Origin of the sequence: Lysobacter sp. 5GHs7-4, from assembly GCF_021284765.1 — a bacterium.
Lineage (GTDB): Bacteria > Pseudomonadota > Gammaproteobacteria > Xanthomonadales > Xanthomonadaceae > Lysobacter.
Window position 1 is genome coordinate 2,193,899 of the sequence record NZ_CP089924.1, and the last position, 17,121, is coordinate 2,211,019.

The following is a 17,121-nucleotide window of genomic DNA, read 5'->3' on the forward strand; positions in this document are numbered from 1 at the left end:
GCGCCGGCGTGTGCGGTGGCGAATCGCGGCTCACGCCGCTCCCACAGAAAGCGGGGCGGCCTCGCCAACCAGCGCCCCATACCCGCCCGCACGTCCCCAACGCCAGCCCCGACACCCCCACGCGTTACAATGCGCGCAATCCGTTTTTCGTATTGAGCGCGCCATGAGCACACCCGCTGCCGTAGTCCCCGCCTCGCAGGCCGACGCCACCCCGCTGCGCTTCGTCACCGCCGCCAGCCTGTTCGACGGCCACGACGCCGCGATCAACATCATGCGTCGCCTGATCCAGGGGCAGGGCGCCGAAGTGGTCCACCTGGGCCATAACCGCTCGGTCGAGGACGTGGTGCGCGCCGCGCTGCAGGAAGACGCCGACGGCATCGCCCTGTCCAGCTACCAGGGCGGCCACGTCGAGTACTTCAAGTACATGGTCGACATGCTCAAGGAGCGCGGCGCCGGCCACATCCGCGTGTTCGGCGGCGGCGGCGGCACCATCACCCCCGAGGAAATCCGCGAACTGCAGGCCTACGGCGTGGAGCGCATCTACCACCCCAACGACGGCATGCACATGGGCCTGGTGGCGATGATCGAGGACGTGATCCGCCGCGCCAACGAGGGCCGCATCGCCGACACCGCGCCCGACAAGCCGGCCGCCATCGACGACGAAATCACCATCGGCAAGACCCTGTCGGCGATCGAAGAGGGCCTGCTCGACGAAGCCCAGCTCGCCCACCTGCGCAAGCAGTGGCAGTTGTCCGGCGGCAAGACCCCGGTGGTCGGCATCACCGGCACCGGCGGCGCCGGCAAGTCCTCGGTCACCGACGAACTGCTCAACCGCTTCCTCGCCAACTTCCCCGAGATGCGCATCGCCGTGATCTCGGTCGACCCGACCCGCCGCCGCACCGGCGGCGCGCTGCTGGGCGACCGCATCCGCATGAACTCGCTGCGCAGCCCGCGCGTGTACATGCGCTCCATGGCCACGCGCCGCCAGCACGTGGCGACCAACGCCGTGCTCAAGGACTGCATCGGCTTCCTCAAGGGCCTGGGCTACGACCTGGTCATCGTCGAAACCGCCGGCATCGGCCAGAGCGACTCGGAAATCGTCGACCTGGTCGACTTCCCCATGTACGTGATGACCAGCGACTTCGGCGCGCCCAGCCAGCTGGAAAAGATCGACATGCTCGATTACGCCGAGCTGGTCGTGCTCAACAAGTTCGACAAGCGCGGCGCCGAAGACGCCCTGCGCGACGTGCGCAAGCAGTGGAAGCGCAACCGCGTCGCCTTCACCACCAAGGACGAGGACATCCCGGTCTATCCGACCATCGCCAGCCAGTTCAACGACCCCGGCGTCAGCTGGATGTTCGCCAACCTGTGCCGCCTGCTCAGCGAGAAACTGTCGCTGCCGGCCGAGCGTTGGGCCCCGCAGATCAACACCGACCTCAAGGAACCGCGCGCCACCGTGCTGATTCCGGGCGCGCGCGTGCGCTACCTGGCCGAGATCGCCGAGCAGGGCCGCGGCATCAACAAGCAGATCGAAACCCAGTCCGAAATCGCCGACCGCGCGCAGTCGTACTGGCAGTCGCTGCACGACCTGGGCGACGAGCAGTTGCCCAAGCAGCTCGACCTCTACAGCGGCGAAGCCCTGCTGGAAGGCGGCGACCGCACCCTGCTGACCCTGCGCCAGCGCTACAACGACGCCGTGCAGTCGCTCAGCTCCGACGCCCTCAAGCTGCTGCGCGACTGGCCGGCGCGCCTGAAGTCGATCACCGACGAGGTCAACGAGTACAAGGTCCGCGACAAGGTCATCCGCGTCGAGAACTACCGCGAATCGCTGAGCCACCAGAAGATCCCCAAGATCGCCGCGCCCACCTACAAGAGCTGGGGCGAACTGCTGACCTTCCTGCAGAAGGAAAACCTGCCGGGCTATTACCCCTACACCGGCGGCGTCTACCCGTACCGCCGCACCGGCGAAGACCCGATCCGCATGTTCGCCGGCGAAGGCACGCCCGAGCGCACCAACCGCCGCTTCCACTACCTGTCCGTGGGCCAGCCGGCCGCGCGCCTGTCCACCGCCTTCGACAGCGTCACCTTGTACGGCGAAGACCCGGCCGTGCGCCCGGACATCTACGGCAAGATCGGCAACTCCGGCGTCAACATCGCGTCCCTGGACGACATGAAGAAGCTGTACTCCGGCTTCGACCTGTGCGCGCCCAGCACCTCGGTGTCGATGACCATCAACGGCCCCGCGCCGATCATCCTGGCGATGTTCATGAACACCGCCATCGACCAACAGGTCGAGAAGTACCTGCGCGAGGACGGCGCGCGCTGGGACGCCGCCCACGACACCATCGAAAAACTCTACGAAGGCAAGCAGCGCCCGCAGTACGGCGGCCTGCTGCCCGAGACCAACGACGGCCTGGGACTGGGCCTGCTCGGCGTCACCGGCGACCAGGTCGTCGACGCCGAGACCTACCAGCGCATCAAGGACCAGACCCTGGCCACCGTGCGCGGCACTGTCCAGGCCGACATCCTCAAAGAAGACCAGGCCCAGAACACCTGCATCTTCAGCACCGAGTTCGCCCTGCGCATGATGGGCGACATCCAGCAGTTCTTCGTCGACAAGAACGTGCGCAACTTCTACTCGGTGTCGATCAGCGGCTACCACATCGCCGAAGCCGGCGCCAACCCGATCAGCCAGCTCGCCTTCACCCTGTCCAACGGCTTCACCATCGTCGAGTACTACCTCGCGCGCGGGATGAAGATCGACGACTTCGCGCCCAACCTGTCGTTCTTCTTCAGCAACGGCATGGACCCGGAGTACACCGTCATCGGCCGCGTCGCCCGCCGCATCTGGGCCCGCGCCATGCGCGAGCGCTACGGCGCCGACCCGCGCAGCCAGATGATGAAGTACCACATCCAGACCTCGGGCCGCTCCCTGCACGCCCAGGAAATCCAGTTCAACGACATTCGCACCACGCTGCAGGCCCTGTACGCGCTGTTCGACAACTGCAACAGCCTGCACACCAACGCCTACGACGAAGCCATCACCACGCCCACCGAGGAATCGGTGCGCCGCGCGGTGGCGATCCAGATGATCATCAACAAAGAGCTGGGTCTGAACTTCAACGAGAACCCCTGGCAGGGCAGCTTCATCGTCGACAAGCTCACCGACATCGTCGAAGAGGCCGTCTACAAGGAGTTCGAGGCCATCAGCGAGCGCGGCGGCGTGCTCGGCGCCATGGACACCATGTACCAGCGCGGCAAGATCCAGGAAGAGTCGCTGTACTACGAACACAAGAAGCACGACGGCAGCCTGCCGCTGGTCGGCGTCAACACCTTCCTGCCCAAGGACCACGGCGGCGACATCGTCACCGAGATCGAACTGATCCGCTCCACCGAAGGCGAGAAGGGCCAGCAGATCGACAACGTCCAGGCCTATCAGGCCGGCCGCAACGCCTACGCCGCCGACGGCCTCAAGGGGTTGCAGTCCGCCGCCCGCGAACGCCGCAACGTGTTCGCCAGCCTGATGGAAGCGGTCAAGACCCACAGCCTGGGCCAGATCAGCCACGCGCTGTACGACGTGGGCGGCGAGTACCGGCGCAATATGTAAGTCGCCGCTTCGCGCGAAGCACAGGCAACAGCAAATCCCCCCTAACCCCCCTTTTTCAAAAGGGGGGACAGATCGCTGTCGCTCCAGCTTGTCTTCCCCCTTTGAAAAGGGGGAACAGATCGCTGTCGCTCCAGCTTGCCTTCCCCCTTTGAAAATGGGGAACAGATCGCTGTCGCTCCAGCTTGTCTTCCCCCTTTGAAAATGGGGAGCAGATCGCTCTCGCCCCAGCTTGTCTTCCCCCTTTGAAAAGGGGAACAGATCGCTGTCGCCCCGCTTGTCTTCCCCCTTTGAAAAAGGGGGATTGAGGGGGATTTGCTTTTAGCGCACCAAAGCTGCCTAGCGCTCATTCAACATCCCCCGCATCAACGGCACGCATCGCACCCGTCCCGCCTGCCCATGCGCGGTCCGATGCTGGCGCTGCCGCATCCGGGCGACGCCGAACCTAAGCCCCCGGCCGAGCTGGCGATTCGAGCGCAACACATGCCGCACGCGAGCGTCTGTCGCCCACCGACACGCGCGAGTACACTGCGCGGCCGTCGAACGACGGGCCAATCAAAACCGTAAGCCATAGGGGAAATGTGCGTGCGTAAAGCGTTATCGATCCAGGGGTGGGCGTTGTCGTTGCTGGCGCTGTGCGCAGCGAATGTGCAAGCAGGGGAGGTGCAGGTCGCTCGCACGGGCTACAGCCTGCAAGCCGAGCAACAAGGGCAGGGGCCGACTACGGTGGTGTTCGAATCTGGCTTCGGCCAGGGCGCGGGCGTGTGGAAGGACGTCATCGCCGACCTGGGCCCGCAGTGCCGCTGCATTAGCTATGCGCGCGCCGGCCTGGGCCAGTCCGGCAGCGACGGCCAAGCCAAGACCATCGAACAGCATCTGCAAGACCTGGACGCAGTGATCGAGTCGCTCGCGCCCGGTCAGAAGCTCGTGCTGGTCGGCCATTCCTACGGTGGCTTGCTGGCCACCGAGTTCGCACGCCGCCATCCCGAGCGCCTGCTAGGCCTGGTGTTGGTCGATCCGGCCACCCTGAGCCAGCGGCATGCCTTCAAGCAGGCCGCCCGCGAACGCGTGCTGGCCGACGACCAGACCCTGCTGTCGGTGCTGCCGCCCAAGTTGGCGGCCGATTACCGCCTGCTGATCGCCCAACTGGACGAGCCCTCGGCCTCGGCACCGCAGCGTCAGCCCGATCTGCCCGTGGCCCTGCTGACCTCCACGCAGGTCGCCGCCGAACCCTTCGTCCTCGAGGAAACCGAGCAAGGCAAGGCGCTGTGGAAGCGCCAGCACGCGGAACTGTTCGCCGGCTACACGCGCGGCACGCACCGCTACTTCGCCACCGGACACAACATCCACCGCGAAGACCCCAAGGCGGTCGCCGACGCCGTGCGCGCCGTCGCCGCAATGGCCACGCCCTGAGCCCAAGCGGGGCTTCGTCGCTACGCGGCGAAGTCCCGCCGACGTGCCTTGTGCGCGGCGCCATGCGCGTGCCCGATAATGCGTCGTCCCCTCTGCCGACGCCCGTATGTCCATCATCCTCACCGACTTCGCCCGCACCCGCCTGTTCCCGCGCGAGCCGCGTCGCAACACCATCCAGGACATCACCCCGCAGCAGTTCGAGCGTTACCTCAACGACCACGAACCCCTGCACGTGCTCGACGGCTACGCCCCGTTCTGCAAGCTGCACGTGCACCGCAACTGGACCTCCACGCGCTGCCTGACGGTGCCGATCACCGATGCCAACCGCCACCTGCTGCGCAGCGACTACGAAGCGCGCACCCGCGACGAGTTGCCCGTGCTGGTGCGCTGGTTCGAAAACATCGACCCGCCGGTGGCCGACTATCTGATCGTCATTCTCTACAGCCGCGAGCAACTGGCGAAAGAGGGCACCCACACCGACGCCGACTGGGGCGTGGTCGGCTGCATGTACACCGCCGACCCCATCGAAACGCCCATGGCCCCCATCACCATGATGCGCAACGCCCTGGGCGTGGAAGAGGGCGGCTCCGGCGTCCACCTGGACCGCGCCGCCTACCAGCGCAGCGTCGAGTTCTGGCGCACCCACGCCAACTGGCGCGGCTGATCACACACCGCGCAGCCCCGACTCGCCCTGTAGGAGCGGCGTAAGCCGCGACCACGCCACTAAGAGGCCCGCGCCAACCTCATCCTCCCGTCGCCGCTCCCCCTGTGGGAGCGGCGTAAGCCGTGATCGCGAAAGAGAGAGGCCAGCGCCACCTTCAACCCCGCACCACTGCTCCCCTGTGGGAGCGGCGTAAGCCGCGATCGCGAAAATGAGAAGCCAGTTCAACCTTCAACCCCTCACCGCCACTCCCCCTGCGGAAGCGGCATAAGCCGCGATCACTCCCCCCGCACCGGCTGCCGCAACACCGTCTTCAACTTCGCTGCCGCCGTCTTCCGCGGATCGCTCAAATAAATCTCATGGTGATGCCCCGCAGGCACCAACCCCTGCGCCGGCAAAAACTCCTGATGCAGCTTCTGCAGCGTAGGCCCCTCATCGTCGTACGGCCCCACATGCAGCGTCTGCACCACCAAGCCTTCCTCCAACCGCGCCACCCGTAACGGCGACAGCGCCGCCAACCCCTTTTTCTCGATCGCCTGCGCAATCGCCTTCTCAGCCATCGCCGCCGGCACAAACTCCGGCACTGCAATCATCATCGTCCACCGCCAACGCTCCTTACGCCGCGCCACGAAGTCCGACCAATCCTCCGCCCACCACAGCCCCTCCAGCGGCGGCACCACATAGTCCCGCTTCAATTCCGCCTTGCTCATGAACTTCAACGTATACGACGCCGTATACAAAGCCTCCACCGCCGCCACGTACGCCGGCGCCGTATTCGGATCCCCCGCGCCGTCGATCATCAGGTACTGCATCGCAGGCATCTCCACCCGCTCGAATCTCCCCGCCGGCGCGCCGTACAAGGCCTTGCACGCCTTCTTGATGTCGTACTTGCCCATGCCGTATCCCGTGCTCCGTTAAGGCCCGCGCCGCCCGATCACCATGTCAGCGACGTGGAGACCCGCCAGCGGTGGTGATAGTCGTTGGGGATCGAGCCCTGCTTGATCTCCAGGGTGTACCCGCACCCCGATTCCGTCTTGCCCGTATAGCGGAACGCGTTGGCCTCGTACTGCTCGTCCGTGCCCAGCAGCTCCCACTTGCCGCTGTCCCGCAGCAGCTTGATGTAGCCGCGCTTCAACGCCATCACCTCGTCCAGCGTCATCAACCCGAACCACATCGTGCAATGCCGTCCCACGCAACGATAACCGTCGATCTGCGCGCCTTCGGGCAGCGGCACCGCCTCAGGCCAACCCGCCGGTTGCGCCGTGCCCAGGCGCTTCGTCGCCGCCACACGCTGCTCGCTGGGCAAGCCCTTGTCCGCGTCCTGCTCTGCCAACGCCGGCCCGGCGAACGCAAACAACCCCACCACCACCACCAAAGCCCGCTGGCCCCACATCCGATATCGATTCATCTGCTCCCCCTGATTTAAGTCATCGCGTGGGCACGACCGAAGCCGCACCCCACGCCCATTCGCCACAACACCTGCCGCTGAATAGCCCCTCTCCCGCGTGCGGGGTGAGGGCATGCGCACCCACAACCACGCCGAAACCTTCCATCCGCCCAGCTAAGCGCAACCACCACGTCCGCCCCAGTCCCGACACACGCCCCGCCATCCAACGCACACCCACACCGCCCAGGACTTCCGCCACAGGCCCCTCCCCACCCCCTGGCTATAGTGGCCCTACCTTCCAGCAGGGACGTTGCCGTGATCAGGACCAGTCTTCCGCTAGTCGCATTGCTCGCCGCCGCCACCACCGCCTCCGCGGGCGCCGTGCACGGCATCCAACCCGACGACATCAACCGCAACGGCGACCCCTGCGTCGACTTCTTCGACTACGCCAACGGCGCCTGGCGCAAGCAAAACCCCATCCCCGATTACATGGACCGCTGGAGCCGCCGCTGGCAATCCGGCGAGACCAACAAAGAACACGTCCGCGACATCCTCACCGAACTGTCCGCCCGCACCGACTGGCCGCAGGGCAGTGCAGGGCAGCTGGCCGGGGACTTCTACGCCGCCTGCATGGACGAATCGCGCATCAACGCCCTGGGCGCGCAGCCCGTGCAACCCTGGCTGGCCGAAGCCGGCGCCATGCAGACCAACGCCGACCTGCAACGCATGATCGGCAAGCTCCACGACGTCGGCGTGTCCGTGCCCTTCATCGTCTACGCCAACGAAGACCTGCACGAACCCTCCAAGACCATCGCCCACCTCTACGCCGGCGGCCTGGGCATGCCCGACCGCGACTACTACCTCAAGACCGAACCGCGCTTCGTCGAAGCCCGCCAGAAATACCTGGACCACGTCGCCAAGATGTTCGAACTGGCCGGCACCGCCGCGCCGCAGGCCCAGCAAAACGCACAGACCGTCTTCGCCTTCGAAAAACGCCTGGCCGAAGCCTCGCTGGACAACGTCCAACTGCGCGACCCCAAACGGCAGGACAACGCCACCGCCTTCGCCGACCTGGCCAAGCTCACCCCCAGCTTCGACTGGGGCCGCTACTTCGACGCCGCCGGCATGCCACGCAACGCCGTCAACGTCACCCAACCCAAGTTCATGCAGCAGGTCGAAAAGGAACTCGCCACCACCCCCATCGCCCAGTGGCAGACCTACCTGCAGTGGCAACTGCTCAACGCCTCCGCCGATTCCCTGTCGCAGCCCTTCGTCGAACAGAACTTCGCCTTCAACGGCAAGTTCCTCGCCGGCACCACCCAGATCAAACCGCGCTGGAAGCGCTGCGCCGAACTCACCGACGCCCAACTCGGCGAAGCCCTGGGGCAGAAGTACGTCGAAAAATACTTCCCGCCCGAAGCCAAGGCGCGCATGCAGGACATGGTCAAGAACATCCTGCTGGCCATGGACGACACCATCCGCGAAATCGACTGGATGGACGACGCCACCAAGCAAAAGGCCCTGGAAAAACGCGCCACCTTCTTCCCCAAGCTCGGCTACCCGGATAGCTTCAAGGACTACAAAGGCGTCGTCGTATCGCGCGCCTCCGCCTGGGACAACCTGGTCGCCGCCCAGCGCTGGAACGTCGCCGACAACCGCGGCCAAGTCGGCAAGCCCACCGACCGTACCCGCTGGGGCATGACCCCGCCCACCTCCAACGCCTACTACAACCCCCTGCAGAACGAGATCGTCTTCCCCGCCGGCATCCTGCAACCGCCCGCGTTCGACCTCAACGCCACTGACGCCGTCAACTACGGCGCCATCGGCGTGGTCATCGGCCACGAAATCAGCCACGGCTTCGACGACCAGGGCGCCCAGTTCGACGCCCAAGGCCGCCTCGCCAACTGGTGGACGCCCAAGGACGGCCAACAGTTCGCCGCCAAGGGCCAATGCGTGGTGAATCAGTTCGAGGGCTACTTCATCGAACCCGGCGTGCACCACAACGGCAAACTCGTCCTGGGCGAATCCATCGGCGACCTGGCCGGCGCCAAACTCGCCTACCGCGGGTATCTCAAGTCGCGCGAAGGCAAAGGCCCCGAGCCCACCCTCAACGGCTTCACCCCCGAGCAACAGTTCTTCATCGCCTGGGGCCAATGGCGCGGCGACGAAACCCGCCTGGAAACCCAACGCAGCATGATCCAGGGCGACCCACACCCCATCGCCAAATACCGCGTCAACGGCCCGCTCTCGAACCTGCCCGCGTTCCAGCAGGCGTTCCAATGCAAAGCCGACGCCCCGATGGTGCGCCCAGCCAAAGACCGCTGCGAAGTTTGGTAAACCCAGCGGCACTAAGCGGAGGCCAGAGCGGCCCCACCGCGCACCGCCCCCGTCCCTGTGGGAGCGGCGTAAGCCGCGATGTCCCCACCACCCCGCGACACGCCGCCCCCTAACGAGGGGCGGCTCCCGCTGAAATTTGATCTGCCGCACATTTCGGAGCAGCATGCGGCCCTAGGGGATACCCCCACGTTTGCCATCGCGACCAGGCGCCACATCGCCCGGCGAACACGCAGTCATCGAATCTAGGGAGGGGGTCGATGCTCAAGGGCTTTACCGGCAGGGCGTGCCAGCCCGCCACGCGTTCGGCCATCGGCTACGCGGCCCCAACGCGCCGCACGTCGTTCTCCCGCCTTCGCTCCCCGCGCCCCGCCACACACAGCGCAACAGCGCGCCCCACCGCTGCGGCCAGCCCGCCGGCCACCGGCCGGCGCCGCGCGCCTACCTACTCACGCCCGCGCTGAGCGCGGCCCCCCTTCCACACCACCCACACCTCAGGACGCTCCATGCCCATCACCCTGCGCAACACCACTAACTACATCGCCCAGTTCGTGATCCGCAAAGGCGGCCAGATCATCGCGCGCCTGCCCGGCATCGCGCCCGAGGCGCAGATGGTGGTGCCCACCGAAGGCACCTACCAGGTCACCGCCATGACCATCATCGACGGCAACACCTACACCTCCGCCCCGATGGACGTGACCGGCGCCTGCAGCTTCCTGGCCCAGGTGCTGCAAGTGCCCCAGCAAGGCGCCTACGAATTCGACGTGGTGCAGGGGCACAGCACCCGGCCCGACCAGATGCAGTTCCAAAAGACCACCCTGAGTCCGGTCACCTTCACCATCGATAAGGACGGCGTGCCCATGCAGGCGGTCGTGGTGGCCGACAGCTTCTCGATGGAAACGCTGGATATCAGCGACACGTTCCATATCTATGCGGTCGTCAATGGGGTCACGACCGACACGGTCAGCACGGCTAATCCCAATGCGGAAGTGACGGCGACCAGCGACACCAGCACTTTGGAGCAGGGCTACTTCACGCTCGATGTCGGTTGAGGCGGCGCAGGCGCGGCAGGCGGCGGAGACGCGGCCTGCCGACGGCGCCTTCACTGCACAGGACGCCCCATGAGCCAGCTGACCCTACGCAATAACACCGCCTACATGGCCCAGTTCGTGGTGCTCAACGGCGGGCAGATGATCGCGCGCACACCGGGCGTCGCGCCCGGCGCGCAGGTGACTATCCCCACCGCCGCCACCTACCAGGTCACGGCGACGACGGTGATCGAACGCAACACCTATACCTCCGCGCCGATGGACGTGACCGGCGCCACCGGCTTCCTGGCCCAGGTGCTGCAGGTGGCGTCGCTAGGCACCTACGAGTTCAACGTGGCGCAGGTGGCCAGCAGCAATTCCGGCCAGTTGCAGTTTCAGAAGACCTGCGTAAGTCCGGTGACCTTTGCCGTCAGCAAGGACGGGGCGCCGCTGCAGAGCGTGGTGGTCAACAACGCCTTCGAGGTTCGGACGCTGGACATTGGCGATACGTTCTACGTCTTTGACGCCGCTCCTGGCTCGGGGCGTTCCTAATATCAAGCCGGTACAGGAAAATGGGAGGGGGAATGGATGCTGCTTATGAAACGCTCCGATCGATAGTTGCAACACGTACTCGGCGCGTAGTGGTGTGGTGTGGCGCGGGTCTAAGCGCTTCAGCGGGAATTCCAACTTGGAAGGCGCTACAGCGCCGTCTGGAGACTGCTTTGGTCGAGCGGCTGGGCTCTCTAGATATGCCAGAGAGCCAGAAAGAGGCAAAAATCAGGTCGATTCGCCAGGAGGAGAATCCATGGATTGCGTTTCACCGATTGCAAAATGAGTTAGGCATTACATCTTTCCGTCAAAACATCAAGGCTGCATTGGCCAAGTCGGCAAAGGCAGAGATGCCACAGGCATATGCAGCGATCTGGAAGCTAAGGCCTGCAGGTGTCATCAATCTAAATCTTGATCGTTTAGCGACGAGAGCGTACTCAGAGATATCCCGATCTCATTCGTTGATAGAGTTCAAAGGCAAGGAGCTGGGTTCGTATACGTATACGCTTAATAATCCAAGGCCGTTTCTTTGTAACATTCATGGAATAGAGGAGGATGTCGAGAGCTGGGTGTTCACTCAGCCGGCGCTCCGAGAGCTTTCCGATAGTTCAGCGTACAAGAACTATCTTTCGGCGGTATTGACAACTTCGACTGTATTATTCATCGGGATTACGGCTGACGATCTTGCGGTTGGAGGGCATCTTGAGCGTTTGATTTCTGATGGAATTATCCCGCAAGCACATTACTGGATTACGGATCGTCGTGATCTTGCTACGGATGCGTGGGCTGAGAGGAATAGTGTTCGAGTAATTAGGTATAAGCCGACGGCAGCGAATCATCCTGAGCTGACGGCGATGCTTGAAGACCTAGCGTCGTACGTGCAACCGGAAGAGGAAGTCGCGCCGCCAGTGGCGCTCGAATTGCCTTTAACTCATCACGAGTTAGAACCGCAATTTGCTCTCGTTACGAAAACGCCAGAAGAAATCAGGTCCGCGCTCAATAGTCATGCCACGCTTCTGCTTGAAGAAGGTAGTGAGACTTCATTCAAAGAATACGACGAGTTTTCAAAAGAATATGATCGATCGATCCATATTGCTTGGTATACGAGCACTGAGGCCGGAGACAACGTATTTCTGGGGTATACCCTGCTCGAAGAGGTGGCGAGAGGTGCATTCGGAATAGTCTTTCGAGCCATAGATAAGAATGGCACCCAAGTCGCAATCAAAGTCCTACATGCAGAAATTCGACGTCAGTCGGAGCTCTTGAAGGCATTCCGCAGGGGGGTTCGCTCTATGAAGATACTGTCTGAGCAAAGCGTTTCTGGGATGGTTCGCTATTTGGATGGCAGTGAAATTCCAGCCACCCTAATTATGGATTGGGTGGATGGCCCCAACTTGAATGAAGTGGTGGAAAGCGGGCTTGCTGATTGGCCGCAGATCATAAGTATCGGAATGCAGCTCGCGGAAATAATATCAAGTGCACACGCCCTTCCGCAAAGGGTGCTTCATCGCGATATTAGGCCGTCTAACATGATAGTTAGTGGGTACTGGGAAGGGGAAGATGTTCAAGTTAAAGTCCTTGACTTCGATTTGTCGTGGCACAGAGGGTCTTTGGAGAAATCGGTTATATTTGGATCGCAGCTTTCTGGTTATCTGGCGCCAGAGCAGGTGCAAAGAACCCCCAATGTGTCAACGCAACACGCGTCCGTTGACTCATACGGTATCGGGATGACGCTCTTCTTTATGGTTTCTGGACGTAATCCCAGTCCTGGAGAGCATGCTCATGCAACTTGGCGAGATACGTTAGTTCAGGCAGTAAGTCGTCCCCGAGGGTCAGACTGGAAATCTCTTCCTGCGAGAATGAAACGTCTGATTTGGTACGCCACCCAGAACCTTCAGGAAGATCGTTGGGATGTTGTCCAGATACGGTCGGAACTTTCCATGCTTGTAGAGGCGGATCGCTCGGAAGGAGATGTAAAATCCTCGGAGCTTTGGGCTGAGGAATTGGCTGCGCGTTGCGCCGTGATGTCTGACTACACTTGGGACGATGCGTCATTCTCGATAAAGAGAGATTTTGGAACCGGACTGGGTGTGTCGATGCGGGGAAATGAAAGCTCGCAGGAAGTTCAGCTTGAGTTGCAACGGGCAGCTGGGGCGGCAGACAACAGAAATCGCCTTGCGGAAAGTATTATTCGTGCAAGAGATAATGTTCGACAAGCCCTTGTTGCGGCAGGGTGGGTGGTTCGCTCTGATGTCGGCCACGGAATGCTGACCGTTCAAGCATCGATCCCGACTGAGTCGATACCTTCGAGAGTGGAGAAGGTGGTGGACTCAATTGTAAGGGCCGTAGAAAGAATGAACTTTGGGTAGATCGCGAGTCGGAGATTGTTCCGATCTCGATTCAGTGCAAGCGACAAGTTCTTCAGTGGTTACACATAAGATTTCAAAGGGGTTATATGGATGCAAGTATCAGAATCGATAATTTTCGCTCCATTGAAACTTCTATATTCAATATTCATTCTGGACTTAATGTGCTGGTTGGGCCAAATGGGTCTGGTAAAACTAACATACTGCACGCCTTGAAGTTTATGTCTAATGTTGTTGCAAGCGGTGCGTCGCTCGCCATGGGGAAGGCGGGTGGGCCCGCGAGAAACTTCAAGCGAGGTTGCAGCGACATGCATTTCACGGTGGCCACTGATTTTCCGAGCGCTCTGTATAAGGGGCGGCAAGCGATATTCCACTTGCTTTGGAACGTAAGTTTGGGGATTAATGAGAAAGACAACATGACTTACATAAGTCATGAATCAATTCGCATATTGGCGAAGCCAGCCAATGGTGATGCCGAGGCAGTGTTGTCGATCGAGGTTGCTAGGACCGCGGCCGGCGGCGTAAGGACAAAGTTCTTCCTCGCAGACGCTGACATCTTGACGAAGAAGTTGTTAGCGACCTCTTATTGGGTAACACGTAACAGCACTAAGGCCGCGATGTTCAACGCGGTTAGACGCGAAGTCGCGGATGAGCTTCGTAAGGTTCGGGGCCTACCGCACGATTCCTCGATCTTGGAAATATTTTCACCAATTGGCTTCGACGTAAGGCGGTTGCATAGAGATCTGCTAGCACTAGATGAATACAATATTCAGCCCGATGTGGCGCGTATAGCTAGCGATCCGCTACCAATGGCCACTATGGGGAACGATGGAGCTGGTGTTAGCCAAGTTATATATGCGCTGGAAACAGCTCAGTTTAGGCGTTTTGCTACTAGGTCTTCTTTAAGCGATCCCTATTCAGCTGCTGATCGGCTGGCGGATTACGGATTCCGTAGCATGCTTTCAAAGAACAATCCGTTAGAGGAGATTTCGGAGAATCTGAAGGCTGCAGTGGTGTCGTTAGATGCAATCGGTACTGATATCGATCGTTCGACAGGGCGGAGGTTTGTCGTCTTTCGATCTGGGTCTTATACCTTCCGGCCCGAAGAGGTTTCTGATGGCACGATAAAATGGCTCTGCTTGTTAGTTGCTTTGTATGTTCCTCGCTCTAGGGTGGTTCTTCTAGAAGAGCCTGAAAACTTCATGCATCCATGGATGCAACAGCGTTTTATTCAGTTGGCTAGAGAGCAGACAAAGAAGAATCGTACGTCTGTATTTTTTTCAACTCATAGCGTTACGGTGCTTAATGCGCTTAAGGTAAGTGAGCTATTGGTTGCTAGAAAGACCAATGGTGGGACGCAGGTGGAGGCCGTGCTTGATCGGGATGAGGTTCAGAAAGTTCTAAATGAATCTAACTTTGGGCTCGGTGATTTTTGGGTAAGCGGTGGTATTGGGGGTGTGGCAGGGGAGACACAATGATCGGTCTTATTGTTGATGGCGATGGTGATTATGCGGCGTTTCGCGCGCGATACGGTTCGGCCGTAAAGGTAATGAAGACAGATGGCCCTAGAGGGCATGAAGTCGGATGTGGGGCAATTGTTGTTTCGGCACAGAAACAGGTGGCGATGCTTCGAGCATTTAATTGCAATCCGATAGCAATAGTCACTGATCTGGAGAGCCGGCTAGAAGGGGCCGCAGCTTTCTGCAAGTCTGCAGAAGAATGCATGACTAAGAATGCAGCTCTTCGGGATGTGCTCTTCTTTGTGTCAGACAAAATGTTGGAGAATTGGCTGTTGGCTGATATTGCTTATTTGTCAACGAAGAAGAAATATCTGAAGTCAGTCAAGACTCAGCGTAGCTTTGAATCGACTCATGGCAAGAACGAACTGAAGAAGCTATTTGCGCCGGGTTCTTCTTACAATGAGGTTCGGCATTCCGCCGAGCTATTCCCGCTAGTTAGGGGAGCATCAGCATCATCATTCAGTGCGAGCTTTGCGCGCTTTCGCAGCACACTTGGGCTGGACTAAGTGGATTTTTAGACTTTTTTATCTTTGTAGGCGAATGGAGGAGGGTAGGCTCCAATTAGTGCCTCGATCCTGTTAAAAACGTGGTCGTTGGGCCGGTGGACGAGTCGATTCTAGCTAGAGCCTCGCTTCGAAGCGCTTAACGAAAGCCGTTAGCGTGATTTCGCAAACGCTGCAATACTCGCGAAGCTGGATCAGGTCGATCCTCTGACTTCCACCTTCGACCTTGCTCACGAATGATTGCGGCTTCCCTAGAGCCTCCGCGCATGCGGCCTGAGTCAATCCAGCCGCGATCCGCATTTCCCGCATCATTGTGGTGAGTAGTTCGTTCTCTTTCTTGTAAAGCGTGCTGATAGGCATACGTGTGGCATCCAAAGACCCACACCGAAGCTATATCCCCATTGCGAATATTCAAAAATCGAATATCATGATCTTGTCGCAGCCTCGCGACTAGAAGGGGATACCCATGCAGAACGGACTCAGCTCTAGGGCAACCATGTCCGACAACTACGTGTTGCCCGCCACCGCCCACCAAGCCCTAACCCAAACCCGCGACCACCTGCGCCTGCTCGCCCAGCTGACCGAGCCGCAGGACGAGAACGCGCCCGATCAGCTGTCGATCTCGGCCGAGGCGCTGGCGTATTGCTTCGACCGCTTGGCCGACGACCTGGAGCGCATCGCGGACGCGGCCAGCCCGTCGGCGGAGTAGGGCGGCCACGCCACGCAACGGCCAACCGCACCTTGCGGTAGCGCGGTGACGTACACCGCGCGCCGCTGCGCACGCGCGGCCACTGCCGGCGCAGGGCGTGCAAACGCAGGCCAGGGCAGCGTTGGCGCCCACCATCGCGAAGCACAGCGCGCGACACGTTTCACTCGCGTGTGCCTGCGCGCACCGCTTTTGACCCAAGAATTTTCTGACAACGCGATGCGGCGTTCGCCGACTGCGCAGCGCGCAGCGCATCGCACCGTAGCCCTGCGCCGCAACCGCGGCGCGCACTCGTCCCGCTACGGAGCATCGCCATGTCGCAAGGCATCATCTCGCTGCAAATCACCGACGACCAACTCGCCGGCGCGCAAGACGCGTTGACGCAGTTGGAGACCCTGCTGTCCGGCCTGATCTCGCTGGAGGCCGAAGACCGCCGGCGCTTGAACAAGATGGGCCCCAAGTCCGAGTACTTCTGCCGCCAGACCTTGAACGTGCTGCAACTCAACCCGCAGATCGTGCCGCCCAGCCTGGACGTGGCCGGCGCCCAGACCGACCTGCAGGCGCTGGAACGCCTGCGCCCGCTGCTCGGCCGCCTGCAACGCCTGGCCGAACGCGGCGCCGACACCGAAACCGCCCTGGGCGCGGACCTGATGGACTTCGCCCTGGAGGGCTACGGCCTGCTCAAGGTCTCCGGCAAAAACCAGGGCCTGGACGGCCTGCGCAAGGAGCTCTCCGGCCGCTGGGCCAAAACCCGCCGCGAGCCCGCACCGCCCGTCCCCTGAGCCCGCGCCCGCGCGCAGCGCACCGGCCTCGCCCCGCCGCCCACCGTCCCGCCACGTCCGCCAGGGCAGGGCGCGATCGCGGCCCACACGGCCGCCACGCCACGCCCATCGCCGTAACGCTTAACGCCGGCGCGCCCTTCGCGCAGGCCGCCGTCCCCTGCCGCCCGCAGGGGCTGGCGTCTGCACCGCCGCGCCGTTGCTGACGCAACGCCGCCGGGCCTTACCCGAATCCACCGGAGACCTTGCGTAAGCCCATCGCCGCCTTCGG

General features: G+C 61.8%; 14 protein-coding genes. 11 read left to right on the forward strand and 3 right to left on the reverse strand.

All coding sequences use genetic code 11. The annotated features are described in order from the left end of the window. The first annotated feature begins 163 nt into the window (after window positions 1-163). The 3 genes from LVB77_RS09915 to LVB77_RS09925 all read left to right on the forward strand — a co-directional run bounded on the left by LVB77_RS09915 (window position 164) and on the right by LVB77_RS09925 (window position 5,681). Entirely contained in the window at window positions 164-3,607 is a 3,444-nt protein-coding gene (locus LVB77_RS09915) for a methylmalonyl-CoA mutase family protein (RefSeq protein WP_232909956.1), read from the forward strand. Between the two features lie 600 nt (window positions 3,608-4,207). Further along, entirely contained in the window at window positions 4,208-5,017 is an 810-nt protein-coding gene (locus tag LVB77_RS09920; RefSeq protein WP_232910240.1) for an alpha/beta hydrolase, read from the forward strand. Between the two features lie 106 nt (window positions 5,018-5,123). After that, a complete protein-coding gene (locus tag LVB77_RS09925) occupies window positions 5,124-5,681 on the forward strand; it encodes a DUF3228 family protein (protein WP_232909957.1) in 558 nt (185 codons plus the stop codon). A gap of 275 nt (window positions 5,682-5,956) precedes the next feature. Here the strand turns inward: LVB77_RS09925 and LVB77_RS09930 are convergent, their stop codons facing one another. Both LVB77_RS09930 and LVB77_RS09935 read right to left on the reverse strand, forming a co-directional pair. After that, window positions 5,957-6,574, reverse strand: a complete 618-nt coding sequence (locus tag LVB77_RS09930; RefSeq protein WP_232909958.1) for a GyrI-like domain-containing protein — start codon at window positions 6,572-6,574, stop codon at window positions 5,957-5,959. Window positions 6,575-6,612: 38 nt separating this feature from the next. Beyond that, window positions 6,613-7,086 (reverse strand): hypothetical protein, encoded by a 474-nt coding sequence (locus LVB77_RS09935; RefSeq protein WP_232909959.1) that lies wholly within the window; start codon window positions 7,084-7,086, stop codon window positions 6,613-6,615. A gap of 294 nt (window positions 7,087-7,380) precedes the next feature. Between LVB77_RS09935 and LVB77_RS09940 the strand changes: the two genes are divergently transcribed. From LVB77_RS09940 to LVB77_RS09965, 6 genes are all read left to right on the forward strand, one after another. Further along, on the forward strand, window positions 7,381-9,402 hold the full coding sequence (locus LVB77_RS09940) for a M13 family metallopeptidase (RefSeq protein ID WP_232909960.1): 2,022 nt from the start codon (window positions 7,381-7,383) through the stop codon (window positions 9,400-9,402). A gap of 503 nt (window positions 9,403-9,905) precedes the next feature. Then, window positions 9,906-10,451, forward strand: coding sequence for a hypothetical protein (locus LVB77_RS09945; protein ID WP_232909961.1), 546 nt, complete (start codon window positions 9,906-9,908; stop codon window positions 10,449-10,451). A gap of 69 nt (window positions 10,452-10,520) precedes the next feature. Next, window positions 10,521-10,979: a hypothetical protein gene (locus tag LVB77_RS09950; RefSeq protein ID WP_232909962.1), complete on the forward strand. Its 459-nt coding sequence runs from the start codon at window positions 10,521-10,523 to the stop codon at window positions 10,977-10,979. Between the two features lie 32 nt (window positions 10,980-11,011). Continuing rightward, window positions 11,012-13,345, forward strand: coding sequence for a protein kinase (locus LVB77_RS09955; RefSeq protein WP_232909963.1), 2,334 nt, complete (start codon window positions 11,012-11,014; stop codon window positions 13,343-13,345). Window positions 13,346-13,431: 86 nt separating this feature from the next. Further along, window positions 13,432-14,820, forward strand: a complete 1,389-nt coding sequence (locus LVB77_RS09960) for an ATP-binding protein (RefSeq protein ID WP_232909964.1) — start codon at window positions 13,432-13,434, stop codon at window positions 14,818-14,820. Beyond that, complete coding sequence (locus tag LVB77_RS09965; RefSeq protein ID WP_232909965.1) at window positions 14,817-15,368, forward strand: hypothetical protein; 552 nt, start codon at window positions 14,817-14,819, stop codon at window positions 15,366-15,368. Before LVB77_RS09960 ends, LVB77_RS09965 begins: the two co-directional genes overlap by 4 nt. A 114-nt stretch (window positions 15,369-15,482) precedes the next feature. Here LVB77_RS09965 and LVB77_RS09970 read toward each other — a convergent pair whose 3' ends face one another. Then, window positions 15,483-15,725: a helix-turn-helix transcriptional regulator gene (locus LVB77_RS09970; RefSeq protein WP_343226229.1), complete on the reverse strand. Its 243-nt coding sequence runs from the start codon at window positions 15,723-15,725 to the stop codon at window positions 15,483-15,485. Window positions 15,726-15,861: 136 nt separating this feature from the next. Between LVB77_RS09970 and LVB77_RS09975 the strand changes: the two genes are divergently transcribed. Next, window positions 15,862-16,074 (forward strand): hypothetical protein, encoded by a 213-nt coding sequence (locus LVB77_RS09975; RefSeq protein WP_232909966.1) that lies wholly within the window; start codon window positions 15,862-15,864, stop codon window positions 16,072-16,074. Window positions 16,075-16,385: 311 nt separating this feature from the next. After that, window positions 16,386-16,853, forward strand: a complete 468-nt coding sequence (locus LVB77_RS09980) for a hypothetical protein (RefSeq protein ID WP_232909967.1) — start codon at window positions 16,386-16,388, stop codon at window positions 16,851-16,853. Window positions 16,854-17,121 lie beyond the last annotated feature (268 nt).